This is a genomic window from Brevibacterium sediminis (genome assembly GCF_013623905.1).
Taxonomy (GTDB): domain Bacteria; phylum Actinomycetota; class Actinomycetes; order Actinomycetales; family Brevibacteriaceae; genus Brevibacterium; species Brevibacterium sediminis.
This window is the reverse complement of the sequence record NZ_JABKDD010000017.1, coordinates 43141-65024: the sequence shown is the minus strand read 5'-3', so window position 1 is coordinate 65024 and position 21884 is coordinate 43141. Positions and strand designations below refer to the sequence as shown.

Annotated in this window: 16 protein-coding genes; 6 read left to right on the top strand and 10 right to left on the bottom strand. The window is 64.0% G+C overall.

Translation table 11 applies throughout. The features are described 5' to 3' along the window. The first annotated feature begins 294 nt into the window (after positions 1 to 294). A complete protein-coding gene (locus HK108_RS16365; RefSeq protein ID WP_229664226.1) occupies positions 295 to 1344 on the top strand; it encodes a DoxX family protein in 1050 nt (349 codons plus the stop codon). Positions 1345 to 1422: 78 nt separating this feature from the next. On the opposite strand, the gene HK108_RS16360 is transcribed toward HK108_RS16365, so the two are convergent. Continuing rightward, on the bottom strand, positions 1423 to 2541 hold the full coding sequence (locus tag HK108_RS16360) for a DUF6882 domain-containing protein (RefSeq protein WP_181272288.1): 1119 nt from the start codon (positions 2539 to 2541) through the stop codon (positions 1423 to 1425). A 216-nt stretch (positions 2542 to 2757) separates the two neighbouring features. Between HK108_RS16360 and HK108_RS16355 the strand changes: the two genes are divergently transcribed. From HK108_RS16355 to HK108_RS16335, 5 genes are all read left to right on the top strand, one after another. Continuing rightward, complete coding sequence (locus tag HK108_RS16355; RefSeq protein WP_139470429.1) at positions 2758 to 4491, top strand: ABC transporter ATP-binding protein; 1734 nt, start codon at positions 2758 to 2760, stop codon at positions 4489 to 4491. A gap of 1 nt (position 4492) precedes the next feature. Next, on the top strand, positions 4493 to 6619 hold the full coding sequence (locus HK108_RS16350) for an ABC transporter ATP-binding protein (RefSeq protein ID WP_181272287.1): 2127 nt from the start codon (positions 4493 to 4495) through the stop codon (positions 6617 to 6619). A gap of 403 nt (positions 6620 to 7022) precedes the next feature. After that, positions 7023 to 8723: an LPXTG cell wall anchor domain-containing protein gene (locus HK108_RS16345; protein ID WP_181272286.1), complete on the top strand. Its 1701-nt coding sequence runs from the start codon at positions 7023 to 7025 to the stop codon at positions 8721 to 8723. 266 nt (positions 8724 to 8989) lie between these two features. Further along, the gene (locus HK108_RS16340; RefSeq protein ID WP_181272285.1) at positions 8990 to 9484 is read left to right on the top strand and encodes a peptidoglycan-binding domain-containing protein; all 495 of its coding nucleotides are present in this window, start codon (positions 8990 to 8992) and stop codon (positions 9482 to 9484) included. 490 nt (positions 9485 to 9974) lie between these two features. Beyond that, on the top strand, positions 9975 to 10757 hold the full coding sequence (locus HK108_RS16335) for a hypothetical protein (protein ID WP_181272284.1): 783 nt from the start codon (positions 9975 to 9977) through the stop codon (positions 10755 to 10757). 126 nt (positions 10758 to 10883) lie between these two features. Here HK108_RS16335 and purQ read toward each other — a convergent pair whose 3' ends face one another. The 9 genes from purQ to purD all read right to left on the bottom strand — a co-directional run bounded on the left by purQ (position 10884) and on the right by purD (position 21870). Continuing rightward, complete coding sequence (purQ, locus tag HK108_RS16330; protein ID WP_139470425.1) at positions 10884 to 11621, bottom strand: phosphoribosylformylglycinamidine synthase subunit PurQ; 738 nt, start codon at positions 11619 to 11621, stop codon at positions 10884 to 10886. Continuing rightward, complete coding sequence (gene purS / locus HK108_RS16325; RefSeq protein WP_025780534.1) at positions 11618 to 11875, bottom strand: phosphoribosylformylglycinamidine synthase subunit PurS; 258 nt, start codon at positions 11873 to 11875, stop codon at positions 11618 to 11620. The genes purQ and purS overlap by 4 nt, the downstream gene beginning before the upstream one ends. A gap of 115 nt (positions 11876 to 11990) precedes the next feature. Next, complete coding sequence (locus HK108_RS16320; protein ID WP_181272283.1) at positions 11991 to 13412, bottom strand: NAD(P)/FAD-dependent oxidoreductase; 1422 nt, start codon at positions 13410 to 13412, stop codon at positions 11991 to 11993. A 36-nt stretch (positions 13413 to 13448) separates the two neighbouring features. After that, a complete protein-coding gene (locus tag HK108_RS16315) occupies positions 13449 to 14312 on the bottom strand; it encodes an ABC transporter permease (RefSeq protein WP_181272282.1) in 864 nt (287 codons plus the stop codon). A gap of 1 nt (position 14313) precedes the next feature. Beyond that, complete coding sequence (locus HK108_RS16310; RefSeq protein ID WP_139470422.1) at positions 14314 to 15252, bottom strand: ABC transporter permease; 939 nt, start codon at positions 15250 to 15252, stop codon at positions 14314 to 14316. Beyond that, positions 15249 to 16412 (bottom strand): polyamine ABC transporter substrate-binding protein, encoded by a 1164-nt coding sequence (locus tag HK108_RS16305; RefSeq protein ID WP_181272281.1) that lies wholly within the window; start codon positions 16410 to 16412, stop codon positions 15249 to 15251. The genes HK108_RS16310 and HK108_RS16305 overlap by 4 nt, the downstream gene beginning before the upstream one ends. 1 nt (position 16413) lies before the next feature. Then, entirely contained in the window at positions 16414 to 17601 is a 1188-nt protein-coding gene (locus tag HK108_RS16300) for an ABC transporter ATP-binding protein (RefSeq protein ID WP_139906998.1), read from the bottom strand. 15 nt (positions 17602 to 17616) lie between these two features. Then, a complete protein-coding gene (locus HK108_RS16295) occupies positions 17617 to 19335 on the bottom strand; it encodes an amidohydrolase (protein ID WP_181272280.1) in 1719 nt (572 codons plus the stop codon). 294 nt (positions 19336 to 19629) lie between these two features. Next, complete coding sequence (purD, locus tag HK108_RS16290; protein ID WP_181272279.1) at positions 19630 to 21870, bottom strand: phosphoribosylamine--glycine ligase; 2241 nt, start codon at positions 21868 to 21870, stop codon at positions 19630 to 19632. Positions 21871 to 21884: the final 14 nt, after the last annotated feature.

Below are 21884 nucleotides of genomic sequence, written 5' to 3'. Positions count from 1 at the left end.
CCGGTAGCTAAGCCCATTCGCGCTGATGGTACTGCAACTTGGTGGTTGTGGGAGAGTAAGTGACTGCCGCAATATTTTTTAGTGGTGATGGCCTCGTCCAGTTTTTGGGCGGGGCCATTACGTATTCACCAACGAATGCGGTGGGTGTGCTTGGTGCTACCTGGCGGGGGTACTGCTACCTGGCGCGGGGTTGCTGCACCCCCGTCAGGTAGTAATAGGGGTGGGGAATGTCTTGGGGAATAGTCCGGAGAACCCTACTGCAGGACAAGTCGTTTTGTCAGTAATGTGAACATTATGACGACGAACGATACTGCACTGCATGCACAATCAGCGGAGCCGGACGCTCTACAGGCTCGGTCACGGTCGCGCTGGATCGGTATCCTCTGGGCCCTGCATTGGCTGTTGCGCATCGGATTGGCGATGGCGCTCCTGCCCTACGCCTGGACGAAGATCTACCACGTTCAGATGGGCTATGCCGACTATGCCGACGCAATAGTCCAGTACGGCGAGATGAGCCCCATGGGGCTGCTGTGGCGTTTCATGGCCTTCTCCCCGACCGTTCAATTCCTGGCGGGCCTGGCCGAGCTTCTCGCGGTCATCCTGCTGCTCTTCCGTCGTTCTGCCTGGCTCGGCGCACTCATCGCAGCTCTGGACATGAGCGTGGTCTTCCTGCTCAACCTGACGTTCGACGTGCCGGTGAAGCAGCTCTCAGGAGCGATGGCCCTCGTCGGTCTCATCCTTCTCATCCCCAACGTGCCCCGAGTCGTGAGTTTCGCATTCGGGCGCAGCGTCGGGCCGGCAGTCAACGGCCTCATCTGGCACAACCGGATCTTCGTTCGCATCACTCGCTGGGTCTCCCCGATACTCGCTGTTGTCATCATCGTCGGCAGCGGACTGGCCACCGGAATCAGCCTCAATTGGGGTCGCCCTGGCGCTCCTGAGGAGATCTCAGGCGTCTATACCGTCACCACGTCAGGCAAGCCCGCCCTGATCGAGGGCACTGACCATACAACCGAGGACATCACTCAGATCGCCTTCGGGCAGATCGGATCGGGCAAAGGCAAGAGAATGAGTGTGCGGTACTCCGACGGAGACTTCCAGGATGGGGTCTACAGCGTCGATGGCCAGTCGATCACAGCGAAGCTCTACCCCGTCCGGAAAGGCGCTCAGACGCTTATCCGCGGTTCCTCAGGTACGGTCGAGTTCCAGTACTCGGAGGTAGGAGAAGGGGAGTTCTCTCTGCGAGCAGGGGAATCGGAACTGACGCTGCGCAATGATGAGGAGCGAAGGTTCCTCTTCGATCGAGGATTCCGCTGGGGACCCGAAACACCCGTCAATCGCTGAAAGCCGATAAATCAATGGGGCCCCGCCGATCGGCGGGGCCCCAAGCATCCGTCAGGGATGCAACTGCTCAGCGGCGTATCAGCGTCCGAACAGCTTGGAGAACAGGCCCTTCTTCTTCGGCTTGGCGTCCTTGCTCGGTTCTTCCTCGACCGGAGTCTCCGTCTCGGCGGGTTCGACAGGCCCGTCTCCGAGTGGCCGCTCGTCTTCCGGCCGCTGCTCTCCGCGTGCGGTATCCGAAGCCTCCGCCGCAGGCTCTGCAGCTTCGTCGGTCTGAGCTTCGGCCGTCGGGGTCGCCTCCGCTGCCGGCTTCTCGTCTGGCACGGACTCCGTGGGCGCAGTTTCCGCCGTTTCCCCTGCCGAGGCCGGTGTCGGTGTCGTGGGTGTCGACGCAGGTGGTGCGGCAACATCCTTCGCAGCGGGAGCGGAAGTCGACTCGGTCGTGCGAGAGGCGGCGGCCGCCTCGGCGGGGGTGCCTGTGGGTTCCGCGGCGGCGTACTGCTCGGCGGCCTCGCCCTCCAGCGGCGCATTCAGGTCGCAGTTGGAGATGCGACGCTGATCGTCGAAGGACAGGTCGGCCGAGCCGTCGGCGAACAGCATCCGCAGGCCACCTTCGGGAAGCTCTGCCGTCGGAATGCCGCGTTTGGCGACGTACGCGTCGATGGCCGCGCGGTGGTTGGTCACTGTCGTCTGCGTCAGTCCCTGCATGAGCGCCCGCACAGAGACCTTGACCTGCGGTGCGGGCAAGGCGATCTCGGCGGCATCGACGAGGAGCCAAACAGTGGTTCCGGCGCCGGCGGCGGCAGGATAGTGGGCCCACTTATCGGTGGCCTCCTTCGACGCCAGGGTCAGCCGCAGTGCGAGCTCCTCATCGAGGGAGAGCTCAGGTGTCGTGAGCTCGCTGACGTCCTCAGCGGCCCCGAACTTGCGCACCTCGTGGGAGAGCCCGACGATGGCGTCGGGGAAGTCATTGACGTTCTCCCAACCCCACAGCCACGTCTTCTCCCTGCCTGACTCCGAACCGAGCAGATGCGGCCGGGTGCGCAGGACGGCGCCCTCGGTCGACGTGAACGTCAGGTGCGGGTCGGAGCTGAAGTCGACTTCCCACTCGGCGTCGGCGATGAGCGCACCGAAATGCGTCTGCACCTCCGTCGAATAGAAGACGGCACGATTGACCAGGTCCTGCAGAGTTGAGCTCATGCTTTCAAGCGTATGCGGGAGCGCCCGAGAAGCGAGGAGGCACGCGGTGCGAAGGCCGTGTCAGTGCCTCATGGTGAAGTGGAGGTCGTGGCAGAACGCCCCCGATCAGCCGCCGGCTCGTCTATCTCTGAGAGGAGAATCAATGTAAGGTAGTCTGTTGCGCTTCGCAACTCTCACGACTCCATCATCAGCCGCTCTTCACTCAGGACGTTCAACGTGGCATTACTCCGCCTGTCCCTGAAATACGCCAAAAACTACTGGCCGTTCATCATTCTGGTCGTCATCCTGCAACTGGCCTCGACCATCGCAGCACTGTACCTGCCCAGCCTCAATGCCCGGATCATCGACGAAGGAGTCGCCAAGGGCGATACCGACTTCATCTGGTCGACGGGCATGACGATGCTGCTCGTCTGCCTCGTGCAGGTCGTCACCGCGATCACCGCGATCTACTTCGGCGCCCGGACGGGAATGGGCGTCGGCCGCGACCTCCGCAGAGCCATCTACCGTCAGGTCGACGACCTGTCGATGCTCGAAGTCGGAAAATTCGGATCCGCCACCCTCATCACCCGCAACACCAACGACGTCCAACAGGTTCAGATGCTCGTGCTCATGACCCTGAACTTCATGGTCTCGACACCGATCATGTGCATCGGCGGAATCATCATGGCCCTGCGGGAAGACGCCGGACTGTCCTGGCTGGTGTGGGTGTCCGTGCCCGTCCTGTTCATCGTCGTCGCCATTCTCGTCTACCTCCTCATGCCGCTGTTCCGCCGCATGCAGGACCAGGTCGACGACATCAACGGCGTTCTGCGCGAACAGATCACCGGCATCCGCGTCATCCGTGCCTTCGTCCGTGAGCCCTTTGAGACCGACCGCTACGCCGATGCCAACCGTGCCCTGACCGAAACTTCGGTCAAGGTCGGCAACCTGTTCGTGCTCATGTTCCCCGCCATCATGATGATCCTCCATCTCGCGACCGCCGCCGTCCTGTGGTTCGGTGGCCACCGCGTCGACGCCGGACAGATGGAAGTGGGATCGCTGACCGCGTTCCTGCAGTACCTGCTGCAGATCCTCGTGGCCGTGATGATGGGCGTATTCATGATGATGATGATTCCGCGCGCCGTCGTCTGCGCCGAACGCATCGCCGAGATCCTCGACACCCGCAGCACGATGACCATCCCTGCCGGTGTCAGGGAGCTGCCCGGTCGCGGTGAGCTCGAATTCCGCAATGTCACCTTCGGATATCCCGGCGCCGAGGTGCCTGTGCTCGAAGGACTGAACTTTACCGCCCAGCCCGGAACGACGACCGCGATCATCGGATCGACCGGTTCCGGCAAGTCGACGATCGTCAACCTCATCCCCAGACTCATCGACCCGCAGGTCGGTGAGATCCTCATCGACGGCACCCCCGTCACCGAGTTCAACCGCCACCAACTGGCCCAGCTCATCGGTCTGGTGCCGCAGAAGCCGTACCTGTTCTCCGGCACGATCGCCTCGAACCTGCGCTTCGGGAATGAAGACGCCACCGATGAAGAGCTGTGGGAGGCCCTGCGCATCGCTCAGGCCGACGACTTCGTGGCTGAGAAAGAAGACAAGCTCTCAGAACGCGTCGCCCAGGGAGGCACGAACTATTCCGGTGGGCAGCGGCAGCGTCTGTGCATCGCCAGAGCCCTGACGGTGAAGCCGCAGATCTACGTCTTCGACGATTCGTTCTCCGCCCTCGACGTCGCCACCGACGCCCGCCTGCGGGCCGCCCTCGACGAATCGACGGGGGACGCCACCGTCATCGTCGTTGCCCAGCGTGTATCGACGATCCGGGACGCCGATCAGATCATCGTCCTCGAAGCCGGGAAGATCGTCGGCCGCGGCACCCATGAGGAACTCGCCGAGACGAACCCGACCTACCGCGAGATCATCGAATCCCAGCTGACCACGGAAGAGGTGAACTGACATGGCCGACAACAACTCAACCGAAACTGTGGTGGCTGGGGAAGACGAATACATCCCCAGCGGCGAGGAACTGGAGATGAGCGGAGGCACACCTCCGCGCAAGGCCAAGCACTTCTGGCCGTCGGTCAAGCGTCTGTTCGGACTCATGGCCACGGAGAAGAAGGGCATGTTCTACGTCGTCGCCCTCGTCGTCGGCTCCGTCGTGCTCACCGTCATCGCGCCCAAGGTCCTCGGCAAGGCGATGGACGTCGTCTACTCCGGAGTCATCGGCGCTCAGCTGCCCGCTGGTGCGAACATCGACGACATCATCGCCGGGGCCCGCGCCGAGGGCCGAGACGACTTCGCCGATATGCTCGCCACCGCCGAGGTGGTGCCCGGGCAGGGGATCGACTTCACGGCGCTCGGTCAGATCATCATCGCCGTCCTGCTCATGTACCTCGTGGCCTCGATGCTCATGTGGGCGCAGGGGTATATCCTCAACGCCCTGGTCATGCGCGTGGTCTACCGTCTGCGTGAGGACATCGAACGCAAGATCAACCGACTGCCGCTGCGCTACTTCGACACCCGTCAGCGCGGCGACGTGATGTCGCGAGTGACCAACGACGTCGACAACATCCAGCAGGCCCTGCAGCAGGCATTCTCTCAGCTCGTGCAGTCGGCGCTGACGATCATCGGCATCGGCGTGATGATGTTCATCGTGTCCTGGCAGCTCGCACTGCTGGCTCTCATCGCTCTGCCGCTGTCGGCGATCATCGCCGGCGTCATCGGCACCCGTTCGCAGAAGCTGTTCAAGGCGCAGTGGAAGCACACCGGTGAGGTCAACGGGCACGTGGAAGAGTCATTCTCCGGTCTTGACATCGTCAGGGCCTTCGGCCGTGACGAGGTCATGCTCGAGGAGTTCGACCGTCGCAACGAATCGCTGTACAAGGCTTCGGCAGGAGCACAGTTCGTCTCCGGCATGATCATGCCCTCGATGCAGTTCGTGTCCTACCTCAGCTATGTCCTCATCGCAGTCGCTGGCGGCCTCAAGGTCGCGACGGGACAGATGACGCTCGGTGATGCAACCGCGTTCATCCAATACTCGCGCGAGTTCTCGCAGCCGATCTCCGAAATGGCAGGTGTGGCAAATATGCTCCAGTCCGGTGTCGCCTCGGCGGAGCGGACCTTCGAACTGCTCGACGCCGAGGAAGAGGACCCCGACGAGGTGCAAAGGGAGCTGCCCCCGCGTACTCCGGGCAAGGTCGAATTCTCCGAAGTGAGCTTCCGCTACGCTCCGGAGACGCCTCTCATCGAAAAGGTGTCCTTCACCGCCGAACCGGGACATACGGTGGCGATCGTCGGCCCGACCGGCGCCGGAAAGACCACCTTGGTCAACCTCGTGATGCGCTTCTACGAGATCACGGGCGGAACCATCTACCTCGACGGCATCGACACCCGCGACCTCAGCCGGGCCGACCTCCGCTCACATGTGGGCATGGTGCTCCAGGATGCGTGGCTGTTCGAAGGCACCATCGCCGACAACATCCGCTACGGCCGGTTGGGCGCCACCGATGAGGAAGTCGTCGCAGCCGCCAAGGCGACGATGGTCGACAGGTTCGTGCGCCAGCTGCCCGACGGCTATGACACCGTCATCGATTCCGACGGCGGCAGCGTCTCGGCCGGCGAACGGCAGCTCATCACCATCGCTCGAGCGTTCCTCGCCGACCCCTCACTGCTCATCCTCGACGAGGCGACCTCATCGGTCGACACCCGCACCGAGGTGCTGGTGCAGCAGGCGATGGCAGCGTTGCGAACCGATCGGACGTCGTTCGTCATCGCCCACCGGCTGTCGACGATCCGTGACGCTCACACCATTCTCGTGATGGAGGACGGAGCGATCGTCGAACACGGCAACCACGAGCAGCTGCTCGCGGCAGAAGGCGCCTACCACCGGCTGTACATGTCGCAGTTCCGCGGGGAGGACGCCGAGGAGCAGTTCACTGCCGAGGTGCTCGCCGAGGCCGATGCCGACGCAGGTGCACCGCTCGACGAGGCTGCGGCCTCCGACAGCGACAGCACGGACGGACCGGATACCGAAGGTGAAAGCCACGAGGCGCCAGCAGAGGAAGGCCGCTCTCCGCAAGCCTGATCGTTCCGAGCAGTGGCAGGGTCCCCGAGCTTGAGCTCGGGGACCCTGCATCGCATTCACCGCAGAAATCAGATGGTGTGCGAAAATCCGACATAACGTTTTTCAGGGTATGAATGCCGAAGTCGATCCAAATGTGACACTGCTCTGACCGCTCTGCCGTGCGGCTCACCAGCCCCAAATAGAAGTTGTTGTGCAGGTGAGAGCACAGCCTGAGGCACGAACACGTGGGGGCACTATGACTGGGTCGCGCGAACAGTATTGCGAAGTGATAAACATTCGGCCAAACACCTCTATCACTTCTGTCATGACCTAAATGACCTAAAGTCGTGCGCTCTTCATTGCCTGCGTATGGTCCAAGCCATAACTGAAGACGGCAACCGACCAGAACTCTGGAAGGACCATCATGAAACGGTTGGCAATGGCGGCAACGTTCGCTCTGGCACTCTCCATCGGAGGATGGGGCCAGGCAGCCGCACAAGCAGATGAGCGCACAACTGCGCAGGCGGCCGACGTCCAAGCCGCAGGAGAAGCAGGAAACAGCGACGCAGATTCCCCGGGAACAGAGGACCCGCCCACGGATCCCGGTGACGACGCCGCGGATCCCGGCACACCCACCGAACCCGGTGACGGGGAGGAATCAACTGATCCGGGAGGCGACGAGGACGCAGCAGATCCCGGCGACGGTGAAGAGGCGGCCGACCCCGGCGAAGGTTCGGACGAACCGACCGAGGACTCGACCCCGATCGATGCCTCGTTCTCCCTCGACCAGTCGTCGATGCCCGTCGACGAGGCAGCCGAGGCCATCCCGTACACCATCACCGGACTGAAAGCCGGAGACACCGTCACCGCCGGACCCGGCGAGAACGGCTCCATCACCGTCGACAGTGACGGAACGTTCAACGGAGAGCTCCGTGGCAACACCGAGCTCAAGGTCGGCGACGTCGTCGATGTCACCGTGACCGTCGCGCGCGACGGCGAGGAGTCGAAGACGTTCAGCGGCAGTGTGGAGATCACCGACAGCCAAAATGACTCGGATGCGGCCGTCAGCGTCGACCCGCAGAGCCAGGGGATCGACTCGTATCTCGACAACGGTGTCGACATCACCGTGAGCAATTGCGAGGCGGGCGAAGAAGTGACCGTCACCATCGTCCGCAAGGGCGAAGATACGAACATCTGGGAAGAGACGAAGACCGCCGGCGATGACGGTTCGGTCTCCACATCATTCATGCCCGGCACCGGCGGTGACGGATGGATCGGTGACTTCGTCGTCAGCGCAGAATGCGGTGACACGAGCGCAGAGACGACGTATTCCGTCACTGAAGACGACGACAGCTCCGATGCAGATCTCAGCGTCACCCCGCAGAGCCAGAAGCTCGCCGACTTCCTCGAGAACGGTGTCAACATCACCCTCGTCGACTGCCACGTCGACTCCGAGGTGAAGTTCCAGGTGAGCTCCGCGAAAGATCCCGACACCGTGATCTGGGACGAGACCCAGGAAGCCGGTGAGGACGCAGCCGGATCCGTCCAGTTCCTGCCTGATGGTGACGGCGGCAAGGGCTGGATCGGTGACTTCAACGTCCTGGCCTCCTGCGGTGACAAGAGCGCAGAGACCACGTTCACGGTCACCGATGACGGCAGCGTCGTCGATCCCAAGCTCTCGATCAATCCCGAAACGATTTCGGGGGAGGACTTCATCGACCGGGACCAAGGTGTGCAGCTGATGGTCAACGAATGCGTCCCGGACGCCGAAGTCCACTTCGAGGTCTATTCCGGGGACAAGAGCGAGAAACTCTATGAACAGACCGCGACGACCAATGAGGAAGGAGCAGCCGGAATCCACGTCTACGGACTCGGGGATGATCCCGCGTACTACGTCGGGACCTACCAGGTCTTCGCCGATTGCATGGACGTCAGCAGGTCAGGAAAGTTCGAAGTCACCGGCGGTGAGTCCGGTGGCGGCAACGGAGGAGACTCCGGCGAAGCCGGCGGCGGTTCGTCGATGCCTCGCACCGGTGCTGAACTCACCGGACTGACCGCAGGTGCCCTGCTCATCCTCGGCGGTGGAGCAGCCATCGGACTGGCTCGCAGGAAGAACAAGAGCTGACAGTGACCGGTGATCCGTCGGGTTGGTGACTCCACCCGGCCCGACGGCGAGAGGCGGTCCTGGCGGAAGCGATCGGCCCCGGTTCCTCGACTTCGAGTAGAAGAACCGGGGCCGATCTGTGCTGTCTTCACAGGCAGTGCCGAACAGTTCGCGTGCACGCCCGTTGAGTCTCGTCGGCGCCTTGCCGGTGCAGGAACAACGGGCCTAGCTTGGTGGTCGTGGAGGCAAGGAAGCTTCCACGAAACCGATGACAGAGGAGCACAACCATGTCCAATCCAGGTCAGCCCGAAACTAAACGCGGTGACAAGGGCGCCGCGGTCCTGCGTGCCCAGCGAGCACTGCGGAGAACTCCCGATCACAGCGTCGCAGTCGACGGTGATTTCGGACCGGACACCGAAGCTGGGGTCAGACGATTTCAGGAGAGTGCCGGACTGACGGTCGATGGCATCGTCGGAAAAGACACCTGGGAATCACTTCCGAACGGTGGTCCGATGCCTCTGCTGAAGACCGGGTCGAAAGGTGATGTCGTCCGCGACCTGCAGAAGGTACTCATCTCCGGTGCAGACAGCGGTGATTGGCCGTCGCCAGGCGAAGCCGACGGAGACTTCGGGGCAGGCACGAAGGAGTCTGTGGAGGGCTTTCAGAAGTGGGGCGGCGTCGACTCCGATGGCATCGTCGGGGACAAGACATGGGCCGTCCCACTGCACGCCACGAACAGCACTCTCGAGACCGCTGTCGGACTCGACTGGGCCGAGGACTGATTCCGGCCAGGGTGCTGCTGACGGTACTGGTCTCCGGCTTCCGGAGTCGCGAGCAGGGGACCGCGGACTGAAATCTCCGAAATCGGCAATAACAATTCAGCCTGCCGAATTCCACGGAGTGATGACGATGTGATCGGCAAACTGATCAGGACCTGTGTGCGCGTTTCACCTCGCCGTTTCTGGCAGGACCCGGTCCGACCCGGCCATGCTGGGCCAGAGGGGATGACCAGGAACGACAGTGGCGCCTCGGCGAGGGTGCCGTTGCAGGCGGCGCGTGAGTCTGAACGTCGGCTCAGCGTTCGAATCGGCAGGTCACATTGACGTCTCGAAACCGTTCGGAACGCTGTTTCGAAGTTGTCATGACCACAATGATCAGAACTCCACAGAACCCTTTCGTCTTGCCTACGGTCGCATCACAACCGAATACGGCAGATCAACCCGACAACGCTTTCAGAGCATCACTGGCAAGGACGAAAGAAGGATGATCACAATGAAGAAGCTCGCACTCGCCGCAACCGTCGCCCTCGGGATCTCTGCCCTCGCAGCCGGCCCGACGGCCGCTTCGAGTCTCGATGCCGCACCTTCGGGCTCTGTGCCGACCGACGGAAATCACTCGAGTGAATCTGCGGCAGCAGGGGAGGAAGCCGCGGAGGACGACCCCAAGTCTCACGATGAAGATCTGGCGCTGAGGTACGCGACGATGACAGTGTACGAGGTCGCGCACGGCAAGGGTATCGAATACACCGTCGACGGACTCAAAGCAGGGGACGTCGTCACCACGAGCCTCAACGACAAGAAGTCCGTGGTGAAGAAGGACGGGCCATTCGACGGCTCGGTTGTCGTGGATGAGGAACCGGACGTCCCGACAGACCTTCCATTCACGGTCTATGTCGAACGCGACGGTGAGACAGTGAGAGAGATGTTCACCAGAGTCGACCTCATCTCGGAGGGCGATCGAGGTGAATACGACGATGGCACTCTGTTGGTGAACCCAGAGGAGGACACGAACGACACGGCTCTCGGCACCGACGGAGTTAATCTCACAATGGTCAACTGCTCGGCCGAAGACGAGGCCGTGTTCCGCGTGTTCAAGAAGAACACGGATGGTCAGACGAAGGTCTGGGAAAAGCGTCAACTCGCCGGTGAAGATGAGTCCGCATCGGTCCGATACATAGCGGATTCAAGCAAGGACCTGTGGGGCAGATACGTCATCACTGCAGAATGCGGCGACCTCGAAGACTCGGCGCCACTGAGGGTGTACATCGACGAATAGAGGCCCGTGATCACTCCACCCGCCAACAGGATGCAAACGACGCCGGGTCCTTGACTCAGAACACTGGTTCTGAGTCAAGGACCCTGCGTCGTTCGTCTGTCGGTTTCTCCGCGGCAGCCGGTCGGCTCAGCCCTTGGCGACGAGCGTGCGCACGGCCGAGGAGAAGAACCCTTGACCGTCGATTCCGCCGCCGGACTCGGGGCCGAAGCCGGTCTCGACGGCGTGTTCGGGGTGCGGCATGAGGCCGACGACGTTGCCTGCTTCGTTCGTGATTCCGGCGATGTCTCGCAGAGACCCGTTCGGGTTGAAGCCCTGGTACCGGAAGACCACGCGTCCGGTGGACTCGAGCTCGTCGAGCACCTCGTCGGTGGCGACGAACCCGCCCTCACCGTTCTTCAGCGGAATGCGGATCGTCTGACCCTGCTCATAGTCGCTCGTCCACGCGGTGTTCGCGTTCTCCACGACCAGGTCCTGGTCGCGGCAGATGAAATGCTGGTGATCGTTGCGGATGAGCGCACCGGGCAGCAGACGGGATTCGCAGAGGATCTGGAAGCCGTTGCAGATGCCGAGCACCGGCATACCGGCATTCGCCGCGGCCACGACGGACTCCATGATCGGAGCGAATCCGGCGATCGCACCGCAGCGCAGGTAGTCACCATACGAGAAACCGCCGGGCAGGATGACGGCGTCGACTCCGGACAGGGTCGAATCCGCGTGCCACAGGTTCACCGGGTTCGCACCGGCCAGACGCACGGCGCGAGCGGCATCACGGTCATCGAGAGTTCCGGGGAACGTGACGACTCCGACGGAGACACCGGACTCTGCGGTCGCCTCGGCGGTGGGATCAGCCGCGACAGCGGTCACGATGCGTCCTCGGCCACGCGGACTGCCACAACGTTTTCGATCACGGGATTCGACAGAAGCTTCTCTGCGGCTTCGCGTGCCTGGGCGAGGACCTCCTCGGTGGCTTCGCCGTCAACCTCGAGTTCGAACCTCTTGCCCTGACGAACCTCACCGAACCCGGTGAAGCCCAGACGGGTCAGTCCGCCGGAGATCGCCTTGCCCTGGGGGTCAAGGATCTCGGGTTTGGGCATCACCTCAACGACGACACGTGCCATGCGTGTACTGCTCCTTTGTGAAAGTGTTCGGGAGTTCCTCCCGCGCTCACCCAGAGTCTACCAACCACGGCCGAATTCCCCGCCCGCGGTCCGGTCGTCGGACAGGCCGGAGCCCTCAGGAATCGAAGCCCATGCCCACTGCATCGAGGACTTTGAGCAGAGGACCGCGACGACCCTCGTTCTCATCGGCCTTGATCAGCGCATTCGTCGTCATCTTGATGCCCAGCCACGCCATCGGCTCGGGCGGGAACGGCAGGGGCAGCTTGCGCACCATCTCGAGCTCGGTCAGTTCGGTGTCCTCACCGGAGAGCAGATCGAGCATGACTGTTCCAGCGAACCGAGACGCACCCACCCCGAGGCCGGTGAACCCCGCAGCCATGGCGACCTTCTTCCCATAGGCGCTGGTGAAGAACGAGAAGAACCGTGAACAGGTGTCGATCGGTCCGCCCCATTTGTGGGAGAACTTCAGCCCTTCTAGCTGCGGAAAGGTTTCGAAGAAGTGCTCGGCGAGGGTCTCGAAGGTCTCGGGCCGCTGATCGTATCTCCACGACAGCTGCCGCCCGAAGTGGTAGACGGCGTCCCAACCGCCGAAGAGGATCCGGTTGTCAGCGCTCAGCCGGTAGTAGTGGAATCTGTTCGCACAGTCGCCGATGCCCTGACGGCCCTCCCATCCGATCGCAGCCATCTGCTCGTTGTTCAACGGCTCGGTCATCAGCGCATAGTCGTAGACGGGAACCGTATGCAGACTCACCCGCTTGAGGAGCGAGGGGAACACATTCGTCGCCAGGGCCACCCGCTTCGCCGTGACCTGGCTGCACTGAGCGGCCGCGCAGTCCTCGAGCGTCTCCGCGGTCACGCGGGTCTGGACTCGCACGCTCGTCTTCGCGTCGCTGACATCGGTGACCTTCGTACCCTCATAGACCTCGACCCCGAGTTCGCGGATGACCCGCAGCAGCTCCCAGCACAACTTCGCCGGATGGACGAGCGCGACCTCGCGAGAATCCCACAGCGCACCTTTGTACGTCGGCGACTTGACGATCCCCGCGAGCTCCTGCTGGTCGAGGAAGATGAAACCGGAATCGGGATCGTGGGCCTCCCGCAGCTCGGCGACCTGGTAGTCCTCGGTGGCGACATCGAGTTCGCCCGTGCGTTCGAACTCGACGTCCATCCCGTACTTTGCCACCGCTGCCTCGATGGCGTCGAGGTTCTCACGGCCCAGCTGCGCGAGCCGATCGTTCTCCTCCGGCAGGTGAGCTTCCCCGTTGTCGTAGCCGTGAGTGAGGCTGGCCGCGCAGAATCCGCCATTGCGCCCCGAGGCGGCCCACCCGATCGAGTTCGCCTCGACGAGCACGACCCGACGGTCCGGGTCCCGCTCCTTCGCCTGCAGTGCGGTCCACAGACCGGTGAACCCGCCGCCGACAACGAGGAGGTCGGTTTCTCGATTCTCCTGCAGCGGCGGCAGCGGCTCCGGACGGAGGTCGGTGTCGAGCCAGAACGGAATGGTCGAGGCGTCGGCCAATGCGGCATTGACGTCCATGTCACTTCACTTTCTTCGCGGTGCGAGTTGTGTGCCTCATGCGGCCATCGTCTTGATGATCTCCGTGGCGTTCCCGCCGGCCTTGCGCAGGACGAAGCCGACGAAACCGAGCGCGGCGAGGGTGAGCACGAACATCACCGTCGACATCGCCGCGACCTCGGGGCGCAGGGCCACGCGGACGGCGGAGAAGATGTAGACCGGCCACGGGGTGTAGCCCGGCTGTTGGACGAAGCTCGAGAGGATCGTGTTGTCGAGGCTGACGGTGAACGACATCAGAGCACCGGCGAGGATGCCGGGGGCCGCAATGGGCAGCGTGATGTCCTTGAACCGATTCCACGGGGTGGCACCGAGGTCGGCGGCGGCATCCTCGAGCTGGGTGTCCATTCCGGCGAGCCGGGCCCTGACGATGAACGTCACGATCGCCATGGAGAACATCGCATGCGAGATGATGAGCCTGACCAGGCCGTTGTTGAGCGGGGTGATTCCCCAATCGACGCCGACGGTGACGAACCACGGCAGGAAGGAGATGCCGTCGACGATCTCGGGGGTGACCAGGGTCAGTCCGAGGATCGCGGTCAATCCGAGTGCCCACCAAGCGCCCCTTCGGGCCCGGGCCAGAGCGACTCCGCCGAGGGTGCCGAAGATCGTCGAGACGATGGCGGTGCCGACAGCGGCCTGCAGGCTCGTGACAATGGAGGAGACGATGATGTCGTTGTTGATGCCGCTGATGTAGGCGTGCAGGCCGAAGCCGCGGAAGTTCGCGAGCACCTTGCCGTTGTTGAACGAATAGGCGATGATCACCGCGATCGGCACGAACAGGTAGATGAAGACGAGGATGCCCCAGACGTGCAGGGCGATATCGGTCGGAGTCCGACGTGCGAACGTGTTCTTCTTCGGCATCTCAGGCCCTCCCGTCATGCAGCGGAACACTGTTCAATTTGGCCGTGATCGCCTGCCCGAGTTTGAGCAATGCGAAGCCGACCCCGACGACGGCCAAGGTGGAGATGATGAGGATCATCGCCATGGCCGCTCCGACCGCCCAGTTCTGTGCGGTGTTGAACTGATTGGCGATGAGCTGACCGACCATGGAGCCGCTCGCTCCTCCGAGGACGGTCGCGGTGACGTAGTCGCCGTTGAGCGGGATGAACACGAGCAGGCAGCCGGAGACGACCCCGGGCATCGCCATCGGCAGCGTGACCCGCATGAAGGTCTTCACCTTCCCCGCGCCGAGGTCGTAGCTGGCTTCGCGCAGCTTCTTGCCCGAGGCGTCGATGGCGACGAACAGCGGCAGGATCATCAGCGGCAGATAGTTGTAGACGACGCCGATCTGCACCGCCGTCCGCGTGTAGAGGATGTCGAGAGGTCCGTCGAGCAGCCCGAGCCCCTGCAGCCAGTTCGACAGGAACCCGTCGGGGGAGAGCATGATCTGCCAGCCGAGGGTGCGCACGAGGAAGTTCGTCCAGAACGGCACCATCACCAGGGCCAGAGCCAGCGACCTGCGGGCGGGCGCAACCTTGATCGCCAGCCAGTACGCGAACGGCAGGGCGATGATCAGGCACAGCAGGGTGCCGAGCAGCGAGATGCGCAGCGTCGCGAAGAAGGTCGAGACGAAGCTTGCGCTCATCGCTTCCGGGTACCGACCGAACGACAGGCGATCGGTGGCGATGGCCGTGAACTGGTCGGGCTTGTACCCGAAGCTGTAGAAGACGATGAGGGCGAGGGGAATGATGAAGAAGAACAGCGCATAGGCCCATGTCGGAAACGACATGGCCGCCGGACCGAAGAACTTCGTCGCCGGTTTCTTCGGTCGTGGCTGCTGCGGTCGGGTCTGAGTGCTCATGCTCCGCTCCTGGCCTGGGCGTCGGTGAGGATCTTCGTCCGAATCTGATCGGCCGGAGTCTGCTTGCTCGGTTCGAGACGGTCGAGGACCTTCTGTGCCGGGAAGATGAGGTCCTGTTGGTCGAGGTCGGCCTTCTTCGCCTGCTCGGCCAGGCCCTTCGTTCCGATCGGGTAGCCGATGTAGTCGAGCTGGTCGACTGCAGTGTCCGGCGAGATCATGTGGTTGATGAAGGCGTGAGCGGAATCCGGGTGCGGGGCGCCGGTGGCGATCGCCCAGCAGTCCATCCACAGATTCGCCGAGGGGGTCGGGAAGACGAACTTCCAATTCTCCGGGTCCTTGACCTCGGTCAGGCCCTGCCGGGCGTCGCCGTTGAAGGCGTGCAGAAGGGTGAAGCTGCCCTGAATCATGCTCGTGGCGGCGTTGCCGACATAGGCCTTCACGTTCGGGGCCAGATCGTCGACGATGATCTTCCGAGCCTTGTCGAGCTCTCCTTCGTCCTGAGTGTTGAGGCTGAAACCCTGTGCAGCCAGAGCGATCGCCGAGACCTCCCATGGGTCCTCGAGCAGAGCGGTCGTGCCGGCCGCTTCCTTCTGTGCGGCATCGAGGAAGTCCTGCCAGCTGGTCAGCTCCCGGGTGATCTTCTTCGTGTTGTAGACGAAACCGGTGGTGCCCCACGCCTTGCAGATCGAGTACGTGTTGTCCGGGTCGAAGTACTGATGAGTGAAGTTCGGATCCATATGCTCGAAGTTCGGGATCAGGGTGAGGTCGAGCTCCTGGAGCAGGTCATGTTCGAGCATCTGCGGAATGTTCGACCCCGTCGGCACGACCACGTCGTAGCCGGACGTCCCGCGTGAGGTCGAGAGCTTCGCCACGAGCTCCTCGTTCGATCCGTAGGCGTCGACCTGGACGAGGATGTCGTTCTGGGATTTGAAGGCGTCGAGAAGTTCGGGATTGTCGTAGTCGCCCCACGAGTAGAGGTTGAGCTTCGATTCGAGCTTTCCGTCGGTCGGCGGCGATGCCGCCATCTTCGTGTTCTTGCCGCACGCGCTCAGTGCCCCGAGCCCGACGACACCGAATCCGGCCAGCAGCGCTCGCCGGCTCAACCTCGCCGAGGCGGCCCGCGGGGCCAGGAACGTCACATCGGGTCTCTTCCGGGCCATTTCAGGCACCGCCTTCGAGGAGGGACGCGACCGCGCTCGGCTCACGGTCATACACGGCGACGGCGTCGGCATTCCAGCTCAGCTCCACCTCGGTGCCAGCGCTGATCGGCTCCCGCCCGGCGGCAGGCACGCGGGCGAGGATCTCGTCGTTGTCACCGACGACGATCATGTACTGGATGACGTCGCCGAGGAACGAATACGAGATCACGGAGCCGCGGGCCGTGTTCGCCTCTCCGGAGCTCTCGCCTGCGGGGGCGACGTGCATCCGTTCGGGACGGATGGCTGCGCGCACTCGGTCGCCGACCTCGAGATTCCGGGGTTCACCGGCGGCGGTGGCCGGTTTGAGTGTCAGCGTCGGGGCCGTGAGCACAGCGTTAGCCGTGCGCAGGGTCGCGGTCGTCGAATCGGTGGACGCCACCTCGGCGGAGATGAAGTTCTGCTTGCCGATGAAGCCGGCGACGAAGCCGTTGTGCGGGTTCGCGTAGATGTCCTCACCGGAGCCGATCTGCTGGATGACGCCGTCGTACATGACGACGATGCGATCGCTCATCGCCAGCGCCTCATCCTGATCGTGGGTGACGAAGACGAAGGTCGTGTCGAGCTTCGTGTGGAGGCGTTTGAGCTCGAGCTGCATCTCCTCCCGCAGCTTCCTGTCGAGCGCCGACATCGGCTCGTCGAGAAGGAGGACCTGCGGCCGGTTGACCAGCGCCCGGGCCAGGGCGATGCGCTGCTGTTGACCGCCGGAGAGCTGTTCGGGTTTGCGCCCGGCGAAGTCCTCCATCTGCACAAGGGCGAGGGCATCGCGGACGCGCTGCGCGATCTCCGGTTTCGGGACCTTCGCCTGCTTGAGTCCGTAGGCGATGTTGTCGGCGATGTTCATATGCGGGAACAGCAGGTAGGACTGGAACACCGTGTTGACCGGTCGGCGGTGCGGCGGCAGGGACACGATGTCCTTGCCGGCGAGCAGGATCGCACCGTCGGTGGGGGTCTCGAAGCCGGCGATCATCCGCAGCAGGGTGGTCTTTCCGCAGCCGGAGGGGCCGAGCAGGGAGAGGAATTCGCCCTTGCGGACGTTCAGATCGAGGCGTTCGATGGCGGTGTTGTCGCCGAAGACCTTCTTCACACCCTGGATCTCGAGGTGGTCGAGTCCGGTCTCCGCAGACGGCGTCGAGGTGGCTGTACTGGTCATGATGGCCTTTCGTCTTCAGCTGGCTGAGCCGGTGGCGGTCGGGGCGGACGGCGTGGTCGGTGCCGGTGTTCGAGGCAGCAGGGCGTCGTGGACGATGCGCCCGTCGCAGATCGTCAGTTCGTTCGTGATCTCCGCGATATCGGTCGGCGGCAGCGTGAACGGGTTGGCGCTGGCCAAGGCGAGGTTGGCCGGCTGACCGGTGCGGATGTGGCCGTTGTCGGCCGAGCGCAGCAGGTGTGCCGAACCTGCGGTGTAGGCACGCAGCGCCGTCGTCAGGTCGATCGCCTCGTCGGGCAGCAGCGGCGACTCATCCGCGGCGGTCGGGTGCGAGCGATTGAGCGCGACATGGATCGCGTCCCACGGGTTCGCCGTTGATACCGGCCAGTCCGAACCCATCGCCAGATGGGTGCCGGAGCGGTTGAGGGACCCGAAGGGATAGAGCCAGCCGCTGCGCTCGGCACCGAGGAACGGCAGGTTGAGGTCGATCATCTGCTCGTCATAGCAGGCCCACAGCGCCTGCAGGTTCGCGGTGACGCCGAGTTCGGCGAAGCGGGGGACATCGGCGGGATCGACGACCTGGACGTGGGCGATATGGTGACGGCGTTCGCCGGTGTCAGCTGCGCCGGTCGTCCCGGTGCCGGCCGTGCCCTGGCTGCGGACGGCCTCGAAAGCGTCGAGGGCGGCCTTGACTGCAGCATCGCCGATCGCATGGCAGTGGATGTCGAAGCCGGCCGCATCGAGGGCCGCGAACGAGGCCTCGAGGTGGTCGCGAGTGAAATAGCTCGTCCCGAAGCCACCGCAGGTGCACGTGTATTCGGTCGTCATCGCCGCGGTCCGGGACTCGACGATCCCGTCGAGCATGAACTTCACCGAGGTGGCGCGGAAGCGTCCGTCGGAGCGTGCGAGATCGGTCAGTCGGGCCACCTCGGCGTCGATGTCCTCGACTCCGCGCGGCCACCACAGGCTGCCGACGACCTCTGACCGGAGCTCGCCGGATTCCGATGCGCCGACGTAGGTGTCGTACGGGTCGCGGTGACCGCCGTAGTCGCCGACGATGGCGTCCATCCACGCGGTCACGCCGAGGGAGTTGAGGTAGCGCTGACCTTCGCGCAGACCGGCCAGGACCTCCTCCTCGGAGGCGGAGGGAACGTGGGCTGAGACGAGGTCGATGGCCGATTCGTGCAGGCACCCGGTGGGGCGGCCCGCGGAATCGGCGACGATGACGCCGCCGGCAGGTGCCGTGGACGTCTCGTCGAGTCCGGCTGCGGTCATCGCCTGCGTGTTCACCCATGCCGAATGGTGGTCGGCGCTGAGCAGGATCGCCGGCCGATCGGGGCAGGCCACGTCGAGGATGTCGGCGGTCGGGTCTCCTCCGGGAAAGTGGGCCATCGACCAGCCGCCGCCGATGACCCAGTCGTTCGCAGGGTCGGTCGCGCCGTCATCACGGTTCGTGTCGGCGACATAGTCGCGGACCATCTGCAGCGCGGCCTCGAGGCTGTCCGCTCCGCTGATATCGCAGGCCAGGGCCTCCTGACCGCCGAAGGTCGTGTGCACATGCGCATCGACGAAGCCGGGAGTGAGCAGCTTCCCGGCGGCTTTGATCGTGCGCGACGCGGGCACAGCTGCGGGTCCGGTGCCGATCTCGGTGATGATCCCGTCGCGGATGCTCACGCGATCCTCGGCGCGCAGAGCCTCACCGTCGAAGATCGTGACATCGAGGATATCGAGGTCCAATGCTGCCTCCCGACTGCAGTGTCGTGGCAGAGGCGGATTGCCGAGCCCGCTCTCTGAGTGTGTTGTGGATCACTGTGAAGTCACCTTAGCGGAACATCCCCCGTGATTCCACTGATTCCGTTGCAGAAATATGCGTCAAGTGAGGGAAACTGCAACACGGATTGTCAGTAGCGCTGATTCAGCGTCTCACACTGCGATATTCGCACAGGAGTCGTTGGCGGCAATGGTGAAGCCGCGGGGCACCGACTTGTCGTCGATGCCCCGCGGCTTCTGTGGGGTTGAGAACTGAGCGCTTCAGCCGGGGAAGGTCTCTCCGGTGAGCTTCTCGAAAGCCTCGATATAGCGGGCACGGGTCTTCTCGACCACCTCGGCGGGCAGCGCCGGGGGAGGCGTGTCCGATGCCTTGCCCCAGCCGGATTCTTCGGTCAGCCAATCGCGGACGAACTGCTTGTCGAAGCTCGACTGAGCCTTGCCTGCCTCATAGCCCTCGGCGTCCCAGAAGCGGGAGGAGTCCGGGGTGAGCACTTCGTCGCCGAGGGCAATCGTGCCGTCGGGCAGGGTCCCGAACTCGAACTTCGTGTCGGCGAGGATGATCCCGCGTTCCCGGGCGATCTGCTCGGCACGCTGGTAGATCTCCACGGTCAGGTCGCGCAGCCTCTCTGCGGTCTCGGTCCCGACGGTCTCGGCGACGGCCTCGAAGCTGACGTTCTCATCGTGTTCGCCGAGCTCGGCCTTCGTCGCCGGAGTGAAGATCGGAGGCTCGAGGCGATCGGCCTCGACGAGTCCGGCCGGCAGCTGGATGCCGCACACGGACCCGGTGGCCCGGTAGTCCGACATTCCCGATCCGGTGAGGTAGCCGCGGGCCACGCACTCGACGGGGAACATGGAGAGGTTCTGCACGATGAGGCCGCGGCCGGCCACGGCCTCGGGCACGTCTGAGCTGATGACATGGTTGCCGATGACATCGGCGAGCTGATCGAACCACCACAGGCTGAGTCCGGTGAGCACCTTGCCCTTGTCCGGGATCTCCGAGTCGAGCACCCAGTCATAGGCGGAGATGCGGTCCGAGGCGACCATGAGCAGCTGCTGCGCACTCGCGGCATCGGCGGCGTCGGCGGGAATGTAGAGGTCGCGGACCTTCCCCGAATACACGTGCTTCCAGCCCGGCAGCACCGGGGCGACCGGTGCGGGGGCGGCGTATCCGGAGGCGAGCTCGATACGTCCGGCGGCGGCCGCCTCGGCGATATCGGTGCGGTGCTGCTCACCGTCCCACTTGATCTGGCCGACCGCGGCATAGGCCTTCGCCCGCGCATCGTCGAGGTCGTCGCCGAGGGAGACGACGGAGAGCACGCGGCCGCCGGAGGTGACGATGTCACCGGTCTCGGCGATGTCCTTCGTGATCACGGCATCTTCGGGGGCGAATCCGCCGCTGGGACCGGTCGCGAGTTTCGTGCCTGCGTGGAGGACGCTGATGTCGGGCAGGGTCGCGACGGTGTCGAGCCCGCGGATGATGTCTCCGGTGCTCGGAGTGCCCGGGTAGTTCTCGGCTGCCATGACCACGGTCACCGAGGAGCGCGGATCCCATTCGAGGGGTGCGGTCTCGTTCAGGCGGCCCTCGGCGGCGGCGAGTAGCGTCTGGCCCAAGGGGCTGGACAGGCGGGCGAGCACCGACTGGGTCTCCGGATCGCCGAAGCGGACGTTGAACTCGATGACGCGCAGACCCTTCGACGTCAGCGCGAGCCCGCAGTAGAGGAGCCCGGTGAACGGGGTGCCGCGGCGGGCCATCTCATCGACGACGGGCTGGGCGACGGTGTCGATGATCTCGTCGACGGTGCCGGCAGGCAGCCACGGCAGCGGCGAATACGCGCCCATCCCGCCCGTGTTCGGGCCGGTGTCACCGTCTCCGATGCGTTTGAAGTCCTGAGCCGGGGCCAGGGGAACGGTGGTCGTGCCGTCGCAGAGGACGAACAGGGAGACCTCGGGGCCGTCGAGATAGTCTTCGATGACGACCCGGTCGGAGACCTCGAGGCAGGAGCTCGCATGTGTCAGCGCGGCATCGAGGTCATCGGTGACGACGACTCCCTTGCCGGCGGCCAGGCCGTCGGCCTTGACCACGTGCGGGGCGCCGAATTCGCGCAGTGCGGCCGCCGCCTCGTCGGTCGAATAGGCGACCACCGTACGTGCAGTCGGCACGTTCGCGGACTCCATGACCTCCTTCGCGAACGCCTTCGAGCCTTCGAGGTGCGCGGCTTCCGCGCTGGGGCCGAAGACGGGGAAGGAAGCTTCGCGCAGAGCATCCGCAACTCCGGCGACCAGCGGGGCTTCGGGCCCGATGACGACGAGATCGACGTCGAGGGTCTCAGCCAGCGCGGTCACGGCGGCGGCATCCGAGGCATCGACCGCCTCGGTGTGGGCGATCTGCGCGATACCGGGATTGCCGGGAGCAGCGATGACGGCGTCGACCTGCGGGTCGCGCGAGAGAGCGAGGACAAGGGCGTGTTCACGGGCGCCCGAACCGATGACAAGAACCTTCACGCCACCAGCCTAAA